The sequence below is a fragment of the Streptomyces sp. NPDC020597 genome, from assembly GCF_044335095.1.
GTDB lineage: Bacteria > Actinomycetota > Actinomycetes > Streptomycetales > Streptomycetaceae > Streptomyces.
On the sequence record NZ_JBIRUL010000011.1, the window covers coordinates 181,598 to 194,699 of the forward strand.

The following is a 13,102-nucleotide window of genomic DNA, read 5'->3' on the forward strand; positions in this document are numbered from 1 at the left end:
CGCGCGGCCCGTCCCCGCCCGCCGAATGCGGCAGGCGGGGACGAATGTCTTGCGCGGCCGGATACTCTGGAAGACGCTCAGACCGCCCCCGACACCGAGGACCGACGCCGCCGTGTTCGATACTCTCTCCGATCGCCTCTCAGCGACCTTCAAGAACTTGCGCGGCAAGGGGCGCCTGAGCGAAGCGGACATCGACGCCACGGCGCGCGAGATCCGCATCGCCCTCCTCGAGGCGGACGTGGCCCTGCCGGTCGTCCGCACGTTCATCAAGAACGTCAAGGAGCGCGCCCTCGGCGCCGAGGTCTCCAAGGCCCTGAACCCCGCGCAGCAGGTCCTGAAGATCGTCAACGAGGAACTCGTCACGATCCTCGGCGGTGAGACCCGCCGCCTGCGCTTCGCCAAGCAGCCGCCCACGGTGATCATGCTGGCCGGCCTCCAGGGCGCCGGAAAGACGACCCTCGCGGGCAAGCTCGGGCGCTGGCTGAAGGAGCAGGGCCACTCGCCGCTGCTCGTCGCCTGCGACCTCCAGCGCCCGAACGCCGTCAACCAGCTCAGCGTCGTCGCCGAGCGTGCCGGCGTCGCCGTCTACGCCCCGCAGCCCGGCAACGGGGTGGGCGACCCGGTGCAGGTCGCCAAGGACTCCATCGAGTTCGCGAAGGCCAAGGTCCACGACATCGTGGTCGTGGACACCGCCGGCCGGCTCGGCATCGACGCCGAGCTGATGCAGCAGGCCGCGGACATCCGCGACGCCGTCTCGCCCGACGAGATCCTCTTCGTCGTCGACGCGATGATCGGCCAGGACGCCGTCAACACCGCCGAGGCCTTCCGTGACGGCGTCGGCTTCGACGGCGTCGTGCTGTCCAAGCTGGACGGCGACGCCCGCGGCGGCGCGGCCCTGTCGATCGCCTCGGTGACCGGCAAGCCGATCATGTTCGCCTCCAACGGCGAGAAGCTCGACGAGTTCGACGCGTTCCACCCCGACCGGATGGCCTCCCGCATCCTCGACATGGGTGACCTGCTCACCCTGATCGAGCAGGCGGAGAAGACGTTCAGTCAGGAAGAGGCCGAGAAGATGGCCTCCAAGCTCGCGTCCAAGAAGGGCCAGGACTTCACCCTGGACGACTTCCTGGCCCAGATGGAGCAGGTCAGGAAGATGGGCAGCATCTCCAAGCTGCTCGGCATGCTGCCCGGCATGGGCCAGATCAAGGATCAGATCGCCAACCTCGACGAGCGCGACGTCGACCGCACCGCCGCGATCATCAAGTCGATGACCCCGGGCGAGCGCCAGGACCCGACGATCATCAACGGCTCGCGCCGCGCCCGTATCGCCAAGGGCTCCGGCGTCGAGGTCAGCGCCGTCAAGGGGCTGGTCGAGCGGTTCTTCGAGGCGCGCAAGATGATGTCCCGGATGGCCCAGGGCGGCGGCATGCCGGGGATGCCGGGCATGCCCGGCATGGGCGGCGGCGCCGGCCGGCAGCGGAAGCAGCCGAAGCAGGCCAAGGGCAAGCAGCGCTCCGGCAACCCGATGAAGCGCAAGCAGCAGGAGCTGGAGGCGGCCCAGCGCCGCGAGGCGCAGGCCCAGGGCGGCAACGCGCTCGGTCTGCCGCAGCAGGGCGCCCAGGACTTCGAGCTGCCCGACGAGTTCAAGAAGTTCATGGGCTGAGCACCTCCCCGAGTCCTTCGGCCGGCTTCGGCCATCGAGGGCGTCCTCCGCGACGGAGGGCGCCCTCGGCGCGTCCCGGCGCATCCTTGCGCGACCTCAGCGCATGCCGTGTCCGGCGCTCTGTCGTAGCGTCCAGATATGAGCAATGCCGCTCCGGAGCGCAAGGCCCCCGACCAGCCGTGGCGCACCGAGGGCGCCCCGGACGACGGTCGGCGCCCGCCGGACGGCAGGAAGGCGCGCGGCCGCTGGTGGGGGCTGGCCGTCACCGCGGTGATCGTCTTCCTGCTGGTGTACGTCGGACTGAACTACCTCGGCGGGGGCGACGAGCCGACGATCTCCTACACCGAGTTCAGCCGGCAGGTCGACGCCGGCAACGTCGACAAGATCTACTCCAAGGGCGACGCCATCCAGGGCCAGCTCAAGAAGGCCCGCGACGATCCGGACGGCGGCGGCCAGTACACCAAGTTCACGACCCAGCGGCCGGCCTTCGCGGACGACGACCTCTGGCAGAGCCTGGACCGCCAGGACGTCACGGTGACCGCCCGGCCGGTCGTGCAGCAGCGCAGTCTGCTGGCCAACCTGCTCCTCTCGCTGGTGCCGATCGTGCTCCTGGTCGCCGTGTGGATCTTCTTCGCCCGGCGCTTCGGCGGCGGTCCGGGCGGCGCGGGCGGCATGCTCGGGCGCAAGACGCCGCCCAAACCGGTGGGCCTGCGGCCCGACGGACGGCGCACCACGTTCGCCGACGTGGCCGGCATCGACGAGGTCAAGGGTGAGCTGGACGACGTCGTCGACTTTCTCGAACACCCGGAGATCTACCGCCGGATGGGCGCGAAGATGCCCCGCGGTGTGCTGCTCGCCGGGTCGCCGGGCACCGGCAAGACCCTGCTGGCGCGCGCGGTGGCGGGTGAGGCCGGCGTGCCGTTCTTCTCCGCCTCGGCCTCCGAGTTCATCGAGATGATCGTCGGCGTCGGCGCGTCCCGCGTGCGGGAACTGTTCGCCGAGGCCCGCAAGGTGGCGCCCTCGATCATCTTCATCGACGAGATCGACACCATCGGGCGGGTCCGCAGCGGCGGCGCCTCGGTGAGCGGGCACGACGAGCGCGAGCAGACGCTGAACCAGATCCTCACCGAGATGGACGGCTTCTCGGGGGCCGAGGGCGTCATCGTCATCGCGGCGACCAACCGCGCCGACATCCTGGACCCGGCGCTCACCCGGCCGGGCCGCTTCGACCGGGTGGTCAGCGTCTCGCCGCCGGACCGCGCCGGCCGCGAGGCGATCCTCGCCATCCACACCCGCGAGATCCCGCTGGGACCGGACGTGGACCTCGCCCGGCTGGCGCGGACCACCCCGGGCATGACGGGAGCGGATCTCGCCAACCTCGCCAACGAGGCCGCGCTGCTCGCCGTCAAGCGGGGACAGGAGCAGGTGACGCAGTCCGACCTGTCCGAGGCGCTGGAGAAGGTGCAGCTCGGGGCCGAGCGCACGCTGATCATGCCGGAGGAGGACCGCCGGCGCACCGCGTTCCACGAGAGCGGCCACGCCCTCCTCGGCATGCTGCAACCCGGCGCCGACCCGGTCCGCAAGGTCACCATCGTGCCGCGCGGCCGCGCTCTCGGCGTGACCATGTCGACCCCGGAGGTCGAGCGGTACGCGCTCTCCGAGGAGTATCTGCGCGGCCGCATCATCGGCGCGCTCGGCGGCATGGCGGCCGAACAGATCGTCTACGGCGTCGTCACGACCGGCGCCGAGAACGACCTGGAGCAGGTCACCAACATCGCGCGCGGGATGGTCGCGCGGTGGGGCATGAGCGAGCGGGTGGGCCGCCTCTCCGCCCTCCCCAACGACGCCCAGCAGGCCTACGGCCTCGCCGCGGCCCCGGGGACCCTGGACGTCATCGACAGCGAGATGCGACGCCTGGTCGACGAGTGCTACGACGAGGCCTGCCGCAAACTCCGCGACCACCGCGGGCAGTTGGACGCCCTCGCCCTGGCGCTCCTGGAGCACGAGACGCTGGAGGAGGCGGACGCGTACCGCATCGCCGGCATCACCCGGCTCGCCAAGAAGGACGCCTAGTGCCGGGCCCGTTCATGGACCCGATCACCGCCCCTGTCACGGCCGCGGACCCGGTTACGGCCACTGCCCCTGTCACGGCCACCGCCCCGGCCACCGTCCCGGTCACGGACCCGGCGACCGTCCCACGAACCCGGCCCCGGACCAGGACGTGCAGCCGGACCGGGACCTGCCCGTGCCTGCGGCCGTGGGGGCGTGGGCTCACGGAGTCCGGGCGATCAGGTACCGGAACACGTTCGGCATCCAGACCGTGCCGTCCGCCCGCCGGTACGGGTGGAGCGCCTCCGCCGTCTCCTTCTCGACCTGCGCCTGGTCGGTCGCCGCGACCGCCGCGTCGAACAGGCCCGTGGAGAGCAGCCCCTTGAGGGCGCTGTCCAGGTCGGCGTACCCGAACGGACAGGCCACCCGGCCCGATCCGTCCGGCCGCAGACCGGCCCGCCGGGCGACGTCCTCGAGGTCGTCGCGGAGCGCGGGCCGCAGCCGGACCGTGCCGCGGTCCTGGTCCGCCGCCCTGGCCGCGATCCGGAGCACCGCCGTGGTGGCACAGCGCTCGGGCGGACCCCAGCCGACGAGCACCACGGGCGCGCCGCGCCGGGCGAGCGGCGACGCCGCCGCCAGCAGCACGGCCAGTTCCTCCGTGTCGCCCGCCACGCGTCCGATCGGCTCGAAGGCCGTCACCAGGGTGTACGGGGGCGTCTGCGCCTCCGTCCGGCCCGTGGGCAACCGGTCGGTGAGCCGGATGTCCGCACGCGCGTGCGTCGCCGAGCCCTCCCGCAGGAGTAGCCGCTCGCGCGCGAGGGCCAGCAGCGCGGGGGAGGAGGACTCGACGCCGGTGAGGGCCGCGCCCCTGGAGGCCGCCATCACCAGGGCGAGCCCGGAGCCGGAGCCGAGGGAGAGGAGCCGGCTGCCCGGCCCCACGTCCAGCCGCTCGTAGACGGCCTCGTAGAGCGGAACCAGCATCCGTTCCTGGATCTCGGACCAGTCACGCGCGCGTGCACCCTGATCCTCGAGGGGCGCCGGCCCCGCGTGAGGCAGGTGCTGTCGCACGAGCACAGGTGTCATGGAAAAGCGCCCCAATCCGCCGAGAGTCTGTGTCCGTACTCGATCAGTGGGCCCCCGTGCAGTGCTACGGCACCGCCCCCGTATGCCAGGTAACTCCCCGTCCGCGGCCGCGTCCAGGGGTAGCGGAGCCCTGCTTGAGGACGGCATGTGCCGGTGGCGAGAATTCACATTCCGGCAATGTGGACCCGTACCATCGCGCCATGGCAAAGGCACCCGTTCTCACCCCACGGGCGGACGACTTCCCTCGCTGGTACCAGGATCTGATCGGCAAGGCGGAACTGGCCGACAACGGCCCGGTGCGCGGCACGATGGTGATCCGGCCGTACGGGTACGGGCTGTGGGAGCGGATGCAGGCGGAGATGGACGCCCGGATCAAGCGGACGGGCGCCGAGAACGCGTACTTCCCGCTGCTGATCCCGCAGTCGTATCTCACCCGCGAGGCGGACCATGTCGAGGGCTTCGCACCCGAGTTGGCGGTGGTCACGCACGGCGGCGGCAAGGAGCTGGAGGAGCCTGCGGTCGTGCGGCCCACCTCCGAGACCATCGTCAACGAGTACTTCTCCAAGTGGGTGCAGAGCTATCGGGACCTGCCCCTGCTGATCAACCAGTGGGCCAACGTGGTCCGTTGGGAGCTGCGCCCACGCCTCTTCCTGCGCACGTCGGAGTTCCTCTGGCAGGAGGGCCACACCGCGCACGCCACGTACGAGGAGGCCCGCGACTTCGCCGCCCGCATCCATCGCGAGGTCTACGGGGACTTCCTGGAGAACGTGCTCGCGATCGATTTCGTCGCCGGCCGCAAGACGGCGAAGGAGCGCTTCGCGGGCGCCGTCAACACGCTCACCCTCGAAAGCATGATGGGCGACGGCAAGGCCCTCCAGATGGTCACCAGCCATGAGCTGGGCCAGAACTTCGCCAAGGCCTTCGACACCCGGTACCTGACCAGGGACGGCACACGGGAGCTGGTCTGGCAGACCTCCTGGGGCTCGACCACCCGCATGATCGGCGCCCTGGTCATGACCCACGGCGACGACGACGGGCTGCGGGTGCCGCCGCGACTGGCGCGGATCCAGGTCGTCGTCCTGGCGGTCAAGGACGACGAGGCGGTTCTGGCCAAGGTCCGCGAGCTCGGCGACCGGCTGACGGCGGCCGGGCTGCGCGTCCGGGTCGACGACCGCACCGATGTGCCGTTCGGCCGGCGCGCCGTCGACTGGGAGCTCAAGGGCGTGCCGGTGCGGGTCGAGGTCGGGCCCCGCGACCTGCCCGGCGGCACGGCGATGCTGGTACGCCGCATCCCGGGAGGCAAGGAGCCGGTGGCGGTCGACGCGCTGGCGGACCTGCTGCCCTCCGTCCTCGAGGAGGACCAGGCACTGCTGCTCCGGCAGTCGCGCGAGCGCCGCGAATCGCGGACGGCGGACGTCTCGACGGTCGAGGAAGCCGTCGAGGCGGTGGGCGCCGGCGGCTGGGCGCGCCTCCCGTGGGCGTCCCTGGGCGAAGAAGGCGAGGCCGCGCTGGCCGGGCAGTCGCTGACCGTGCGATGTCTCGTCGCCGAGGACGGGTCGGTGCCGGACGCCGAAGACGCCCCCGGTAACGTCGCGGTCGTCGCACGCGCTTACTGAAGCAGCGCCCTCCGCGCGTGAGGGCGGCCGAAACGCCTCTTGCGCCCCCGGGAGACCTCCGCGCCCCGGCGTGCGGACAAGGTCTACGCGCCGGGTCGTACCGGGGACTACGCACCAGCTTGATACGAGCTGCGAGGCTTCTCCGCAGATCAGCGCACCCGCCCTCGTCCGGACGCATGAGTACCGACTGACGGGTACGTGCAAATTATTTGGGATGCCCCGGAATAGGAACACGGGGGCACCCCCGCTCGTTGTCATTACGTGAGCACGACACAGACACCACCAGTTCTCGCCGCAGAGCTGGCAGAGGCGTGGGCCGACATTCAGCGGTACCACCCCGAACTGCCGGATCTCGCCGCGCCAGAGTCCCTGATCGGGGAGTCGTCGTCCGCATGCGGTCACGAGCTCTCCTTCGAGCGACTGCTTCACGAGGCAGTCCATGGCATCGCCGCCGCCCGCGGCGTCCGCGACACCTCCCGCGCCGGCCGCTACCACAACCGCAGATTCCTCGCGATCGCCGAGGAGATGGGGCTGGACCACCCCGAGGAACCGCACCCCAGCAGCGGCTTCTCCCTGGTCACGCTCAATCCCGAGGCCAAGCGCCGCTACCGCCCGACGATCGAGCGGCTGCAGCGGGCCCTCAAGGCCCACACGGCGGCCACCTCAGCCGACACCGCCCGCACCTTCCGCGGTCCGGCCGCCCGGCACGGCTCCTCCGGCGGAGGCGTCCGCGTCAAGGCCGTCTGCGACTGCGGGCGCAACGTCCGGGTCGTGCCGTCGGTCCTGGCCCAGGCGCCGATCGTGTGCGGGGGCTGCGGCAAGCCGTTCCGCATCCCGGAGATCGTCGGCGCGGCCTAGGTCCGCGACCGAGCCGGGCGTAGGGCCCCGGCCGGGAGCGGTCCGGTACCGGCATCTCGTGGCTGCCGGTCCACGGCGAGGGCGGGGCGCCCGTCCGCCGCGCACCGCAGTGCCTCCCCCGGCGCCCCACGGCCCCGGGGGACCTTCAGGGGCGCTGCAGGGCGCGGTCCGGCGCCCCGCCGCGCGGGGTCGCGCATCGGGCGCGGCGTCGCGTGACGCCAGGGGCTGCTCAGGCGTGCCCGGGCGCCGCCCCTCGGCCGAGGCGACCCGTCGGGTGTGGCACAATGGTCAGCTGTACTCGACAGTCGCACAGGACCCCTCTCTCCTCCGGCTGACGCGTCCATCGGGCACTCGGGTACCGCAACCCCACGCGGCCATCTCGCCGTGCCCAACCACGTCAAGACCAGGAGACACCACTTCCGTGGCAGTCAAGATCAAGCTGAAGCGTCTGGGCAAGATCCGTTCGCCTCACTACCGCATCGTCGTCGCCGACTCCCGCACCCGTCGTGACGGCCGTGCGATCGAGGAGATCGGCAAGTACCAGCCGACGTACCACCCGTCCGTCATCGAGGTGGACGCCGACCGCGTCGCCTACTGGCTGGGTGTCGGCGCGCAGCCGACCGAGCCGGTCCTCGCCATCCTGAAGAAGACCGGCGACTGGCAGAAGTTCAAGGGCGAGCCCGCCCCGGCGCCGCTGCTCGTCGCCGAGCCGAAGAAGGCCCGCCCGTCGTTCGAGGCCCTCGGCGGCGACGACTCGGGCAAGGGTGAGGCCATCACCCAGAAGAAGAAGGCCGAGAAGAAGGACGAGGCTGCCGCCGAGTCCTCTGAGTCGACCGAGGCCTGAGCAGCATGCTCGAAGAGGCGCTTGAGCACCTCGTGAAGGGCATCGTCGACAACCCCGACGATGTGCAGGTCGCCTCGCGCAACCTGCGCCGCGGGCGGGTGCTCGAGGTCCGTGTCCACCCGGACGACCTCGGCAAGGTGATCGGCCGCAACGGCCGCACCGCACGCGCTCTGCGCACCGTCGTGGGCGCCATCGGCGGCCGGGGCGTCCGCGTCGACCTCGTCGACGTGGATCACGTCCGCTGACGCGTTTGAGCACCACCGGCTCGGGCCGGGGAAGGCCACTGGGCCGTCCCCGGCCCGCAGTCGTTACGGCACTCGTGACGACAGGCACCGACAGGCACGACAGGAGATCTTCAGAAGTGCAGCTCGTAGTCGCACGGATCGGCCGCGCCCACGGCATCAAGGGCGAGGTCACCGTCGAGGTACGCACCGACGAGCCGGAGCTGCGGCTCGCACCCGGCGCCGTCCTGTTCACGGACCCGGCCACGGCCGGCCCGCTGACCATCGAGACCGGCCGCGTCCACAGCGGCCGCCTCCTTCTGCGCTTCGAGGGCGTGCGCGACCGCAACGCCGCCGAGGCCCTGCGCAACACCCTCCTGATCGCCGAGGTCGATCCCGAGGAGCTGCCCGAGGAGGAGGACGAGTACTACGACCACCAGCTGATGGACCTGGACGTGGTCACCGTGGACGGCGCCGAGGTCGGCCGGATCACCGAGATCTCCCACCTGCCGTCCCAGGACCTCTTCATCGTGGAGCGGCCCGACGGCAGCGAGGTGATGATCCCCTTCGTCGAGTCGATCGTCACCGAGATCGACCTCGAGGAGCAGCGGGCGGTCATCGACCCGCCGCCCGGTCTCATCGACGACCGCGCCGAGGTCGCCGGCACCCGGGACGCGGCCGGGGAAGAGTCCTGATGCGCCTCGACGTCGTCACGATCTTCCCCGAGTACCTGGAACCACTGAACGTCTCCCTCGTCGGCAAGGCACGCGCGCGCGGGCAGCTCGACGTGCGGGTGCACGACCTGCGGGAGTGGACGTACGACCGGCACAACACGGTCGACGACACCCCCTACGGCGGTGGTCCCGGCATGGTCATGAAGACCGATCCATGGGGTGACGCCCTCGACTCCGTCCTCGCCGACGGTTACGAGAGGGGCGCCCACGCCCCCGCGCTCGTCGTCCCCACCCCCAGCGGCCGGCCCTTCACCCAGGAGCTGGCGGTCGAACTCTCCGGCCGCCCCTGGCTGATCTTCACGCCGGCCCGCTACGAGGGCATCGACCGGCGGGTCGTCGACGAGTACGCCGCCCGGATCCCCGTCTACGAGGTGTCCATCGGCGACTATGTGCTGGCCGGCGGGGAGGCGGCCGTCCTCGTCGTCACCGAGGCCGTGGCACGGCTGCTGCCCGGTGTGCTCGGCAACGCCGAGTCCCATCGCGACGACTCCTTCGCCCCCGGCGCCATGGCCAGCCTCCTCGAGGGGCCCGTCTACACCAAGCCGCCCGCCTGGCGCGGTCGGGAGATCCCCGAAGTGCTGCTCAGCGGCCACCACGGGAAGATCGCCCGGTGGCGCCGTGACGAGGCCCTGCGGCGCACGACGCTCCACCGGCCCGACCTGATCGAGCGCTGCGCGCCCGCGTCCTTCGACAAGAAGGACCGCGAGATGCTCTCCATCCTGGGCTGGACGCCCGACCCGGAGGGTGCGCCGTACGGCCGATTTTGGCGCAGGACCGACGCCGTGGAAGAATAGGTCGCTGTTGTGCGCCGTCCGGTGTGCGCCCCTGCCGCAGGGGGACACGACGCCCGCCTCGACGGGCACACGGCACTCAATCCTCGAACATCTAGTTCCGTTGATGACCTGTGGCATCAGCGAAGAAAGCAGACGAAATGTCTCACCTGCTCGACTCCGTCGACGCCGCGTCGCTGCGCAGCGACGTCCCGGCCTTCCGCCCGGGCGACACCGTCAACGTCCACGTGCGCGTCATCGAGGGCAACCGCTCCCGTGTGCAGCAGTTCAAGGGCGTGGTCATCCGCCGCCAGGGCGCCGGCGTCCGCGAGACCTTCACGGTCCGCAAGGTCTCGTTCTCCGTCGGCGTCGAGCGCACCTTCCCGGTGCACACCCCGATCGTCGAGAAGATCGAGCTCGTCACCCGCGGTGACGTGCGTCGCGCCAAGCTGTACTACCTCCGTGAGCTGCGCGGCAAGGCCGCGAAGATCAAGGAGAAGCGCGACAACTGAGCGATTTCCGGAGTTCATGGAGGGGCCGGATAGCATCTGGCCCCGATGGACACCGAAGCTCAGCCGACGCCGGAGCGCGATCGCTCCTCCCGCCCTTCCGTGGCCGCCGACGTCTCCCAGGAGACCGCGGACCCGCAGGGACCGGAGGGGCGGTCGCGTTTTGCGTGGGCGGGACGGATCGCGTCCTGGGTCCCCGGGGGCCGCTACAGCCTGACCGCCCTGGTCTGCCTGCTGTTTTTGCTCGTCCTCAACGCTTTCGTGGTGCAACCCTTCCAGATTCCCAGCGGATCCATGGAAAACGGGTTGAGGATCGGTGACCGCGTTCTCGTAAATAAGTTGGCGTACGGTTTCGGTGCCGAGCCGCGGCGCGGCGACGTCGTCGTGTTCGACGGCACCGGGTACTTCGGGAACTCCGACTACATCAAGCGCGTCGTGGGTGTGGGAGGAGATCACGTGGTCTGCTGCGACAAGGAGGGGAGGATCCAGGTGAACGGCCTGCCGGTCGACGAGTCGACATTCCTGTACCCCGGTGACAGCCCGTCCACGGTCGCCTTCGACGTGGCCGTGCCCGACGGCGCCCTGTTCGTCATGGGCGACCACCGCAGCCGCTCCAGCGACTCCCGGGACCGTCTGGGCTCACCGGGCGGCGGCATGATCCCCGTCGACGACGTGATCGGCCGCGCCGACTGGATCGTCTGGCCCCTCGCCCACCTCACCCGCCTCTCGCGTCCGAGCGCCTACGCGCGCGTGGCCGGTTCGGGGGGCGCCCGTGGGTAACCGCGGCAAGCCGCGCGGCGTCTCGGGCAGCGCCGCGGACAACCTCCTGCCCACCGGCGTCCGGCGCACCGCCGGCCCGGGCCCCGGCCGCTCCCGCGCGGAGCGGCGAAAGCTGCAGCGCAAGGTCAAGCGCAAGCGCAGGCGCTCGGCCGTGCGGGAGATTCCGCTGCTGGTCGGCGTCGCCGTGCTGATAGCCCTGGTGCTGAAGACCTTCCTGGTGCAGGCCTTCGTGATCCCGTCCGGCTCCATGGAGCAGACGATCCGGATCGGCGACCGCGTCCTGGTCGACAAGTTCACCCCGTGGTTCGGCTCCCGGCCCGAGCGCGGGGACGTCGTCGTCTTCAAGGACCCCGGCGGCTGGCTCGACGACGAGCAGACCACCGCCAAGAAGAAGGACCCGGTCGTCGTCAAGCAGATCAAGGAAGGGCTCACCTTCATCGGTCTGCTGCCGTCCGACAACGAGAAGGACCTCATCAAGCGGGTCGTGGGGGTGGGCGGCGACCACGTCAAGTGCTGCGACGCGCAGGGGCGGGTCACCGTCAACGGCGTTCCCCTGGAAGAGGGAAGCTACCTCTATCCCGGCAACACCCCTTCGGACGACCCGTTCGACATCACCGTCCCCCAGGGGCGGCTGTGGGTGATGGGCGACCACCGGGCCAACTCCGCCGATTCCAGGGCGCATCGCAACACCGACTACGGCGGCACCGTCTCGGAGGACGAGGTGGTCGGCCGGGCCATGGTGATCGCCTGGCCCCTCGGGCACTGGATCCGTCTCAAGGAACCGCAAACTTTCTCCTCGGTGACCGGCTCGGCCGTCGGGGCGACCGCCTCCGCCCAGCCGTCGCATAGGGTTGCTTCCGGCGGTCCGGACGGATCCGTCGGAAGACTCCCGACCCCTGCGGAACTCCCGCTCGTTATGGGAGTGGTGGGCCTGCGTCGTATGTGGGGCAGGCAGCGGCACAGAGTGAGGAGTTGGCGTGGGGGATGTGGCGGTTGGCGCACGGTCCGGGCACGACGGCGAGGAGCACCGCGGGCACCCCGTGGGAGCTGCCGACCCGGTCACGGACAGCGCCGTGACCCCCGGGAGTGACCCCGTGGCGGGCGGCGACGGTCCGCCGGCGGACGAACCGCCGCGCACCGGCGGCGACGGTTCGGACGGTTCGGCGCCGAAGGCGAAGAAGCCCCGCTCCTTCTGGAAGGAGCTGCCGATCCTGATCGGCATCGCGCTGGTCCTCGCGCTGCTGATCAAGACGTTCCTGGTGCAGGCCTTCTCCATCCCGTCGGCCTCGATGGAGAACACCCTCAAGATCGGCGACCGGGTGCTCGTCGACAAGCTGACCCCGTGGTTCGGCTCCGAGCCCGAGCGCGGCGAGGTCATCGTCTTCCACGACCCGGACAACTGGCTCGCGGGCGAGAACACCGTCGAGCCGAACGCCTTCCAGACCGTCCTCAGCTGGATCGGCCTGATGCCGTCGGCGGAGGAGAAGGACCTGATCAAGCGGGTCATCGGCGTCGGGGGTGACACCGTCGCGTGCAAGGGCACCGGCCCGCTCACGGTCAACGGCAAGGCGCTGAACGAGCCGTACGTGTACCCCGGCAACACCCCGTGCAGCCAGGACGACCAGGGCGGCCAGTTCTCGGTGAAGGTTCCCAAGGGCTACGTCTGGGTCATGGGCGACCACCGCCAGAATTCGCGCGACTCGCGTTACAACCAGTCGGACAAGAACCACGGCATGGTGCCCGTCGACCAGGTCGTCGGCCGCGCCATCGTCAAGGCCTGGCCGCTCAACCACTGGGGCACGCTGCCGGTGCCGGACACCTTCGAGCAGACCGGTCTGAGCGACCAGTCCGCGGCGTCCGCGGCCCTCACCGTCGCGCCGCAGGGTCTCGCCCTCGCCGGAGTCGTACCGGTGGTCCTGTGGCGGCGCCGGCGGACCGGGGACTCCCGCACCCGCTGACCGCGGCTCTCCGCTCC

13 protein-coding genes are annotated in these 13,102 nt (G+C 71.0%); 12 read left to right on the forward strand and 1 reads right to left on the reverse strand.

The annotated features are described in order from the left end of the window. Positions 1–112: 112 nt before the first annotated feature. Positions 113–1,663 carry a signal recognition particle protein gene (gene ffh / locus ACH4ZA_RS21235; RefSeq protein WP_319170242.1) on the forward strand — a complete coding sequence of 517 codons (1,551 nt, stop codon included), beginning with the start codon at positions 113–115 and terminating at the stop codon, positions 1,661–1,663. 138 nt (positions 1,664–1,801) lie between these two features. After that, on the forward strand, positions 1,802–3,736 hold the full coding sequence (gene ftsH / locus ACH4ZA_RS21240; protein ID WP_319279741.1) for an ATP-dependent zinc metalloprotease FtsH: 1,935 nt from the start codon (positions 1,802–1,804) through the stop codon (positions 3,734–3,736). 198 nt (positions 3,737–3,934) lie between these two features. Here the strand turns inward: ftsH and ACH4ZA_RS21245 are convergent, their stop codons facing one another. Continuing rightward, positions 3,935–4,795 carry an SAM-dependent methyltransferase gene (locus ACH4ZA_RS21245; protein WP_319279739.1) on the reverse strand — a complete coding sequence of 287 codons (861 nt, stop codon included), beginning with the start codon at positions 4,793–4,795 and terminating at the stop codon, positions 3,935–3,937. 200 nt (positions 4,796–4,995) lie between these two features. Between ACH4ZA_RS21245 and proS the strand changes: the two genes are divergently transcribed. The 10 genes from proS to lepB (ACH4ZA_RS21295) all read left to right on the forward strand — a co-directional run bounded on the left by proS (position 4,996) and on the right by lepB (ACH4ZA_RS21295) (position 13,085). Continuing rightward, positions 4,996–6,411, forward strand: a complete 1,416-nt coding sequence (gene proS / locus ACH4ZA_RS21250; protein WP_319279738.1) for a proline--tRNA ligase — start codon at positions 4,996–4,998, stop codon at positions 6,409–6,411. 261 nt (positions 6,412–6,672) lie between these two features. Next, the gene (locus ACH4ZA_RS21255; protein WP_057580519.1) at positions 6,673–7,269 is read left to right on the forward strand and encodes a hypothetical protein; all 597 of its coding nucleotides are present in this window, start codon (positions 6,673–6,675) and stop codon (positions 7,267–7,269) included. 421 nt (positions 7,270–7,690) lie between these two features. After that, positions 7,691–8,113, forward strand: a complete 423-nt coding sequence (gene rpsP / locus ACH4ZA_RS21260) for a 30S ribosomal protein S16 (protein ID WP_107441715.1) — start codon at positions 7,691–7,693, stop codon at positions 8,111–8,113. A 5-nt stretch (positions 8,114–8,118) separates the two neighbouring features. Next, entirely contained in the window at positions 8,119–8,358 is a 240-nt protein-coding gene (locus ACH4ZA_RS21265) for an RNA-binding protein (protein WP_003973401.1), read from the forward strand. Positions 8,359–8,474: 116 nt separating this feature from the next. Beyond that, on the forward strand, positions 8,475–9,029 hold the full coding sequence (gene rimM / locus ACH4ZA_RS21270) for a ribosome maturation factor RimM (protein WP_319279736.1): 555 nt from the start codon (positions 8,475–8,477) through the stop codon (positions 9,027–9,029). Next, positions 9,029–9,862, forward strand: a complete 834-nt coding sequence (gene trmD, locus ACH4ZA_RS21275; RefSeq protein WP_319279735.1) for a tRNA (guanosine(37)-N1)-methyltransferase TrmD — start codon at positions 9,029–9,031, stop codon at positions 9,860–9,862. Before rimM ends, trmD begins: the two co-directional genes overlap by 1 nt. Before the next feature lie 137 nt (positions 9,863–9,999). Next, the gene (gene rplS / locus ACH4ZA_RS21280; protein ID WP_020128707.1) at positions 10,000–10,350 is read left to right on the forward strand and encodes a 50S ribosomal protein L19; all 351 of its coding nucleotides are present in this window, start codon (positions 10,000–10,002) and stop codon (positions 10,348–10,350) included. Between the two features lie 45 nt (positions 10,351–10,395). Next, positions 10,396–11,127 carry a signal peptidase I gene (lepB, locus tag ACH4ZA_RS21285; RefSeq protein WP_319279734.1) on the forward strand — a complete coding sequence of 244 codons (732 nt, stop codon included), beginning with the start codon at positions 10,396–10,398 and terminating at the stop codon, positions 11,125–11,127. After that, positions 11,120–12,217 carry a signal peptidase I gene (lepB, locus tag ACH4ZA_RS21290; RefSeq protein ID WP_319279732.1) on the forward strand — a complete coding sequence of 366 codons (1,098 nt, stop codon included), beginning with the start codon at positions 11,120–11,122 and terminating at the stop codon, positions 12,215–12,217. The genes lepB (ACH4ZA_RS21285) and lepB (ACH4ZA_RS21290) overlap by 8 nt, the downstream gene beginning before the upstream one ends. Continuing rightward, positions 12,105–13,085, forward strand: coding sequence for a signal peptidase I (lepB, locus tag ACH4ZA_RS21295; protein WP_319279731.1), 981 nt, complete (start codon positions 12,105–12,107; stop codon positions 13,083–13,085). Before lepB (ACH4ZA_RS21290) ends, lepB (ACH4ZA_RS21295) begins: the two co-directional genes overlap by 113 nt. Positions 13,086–13,102 lie beyond the last annotated feature (17 nt).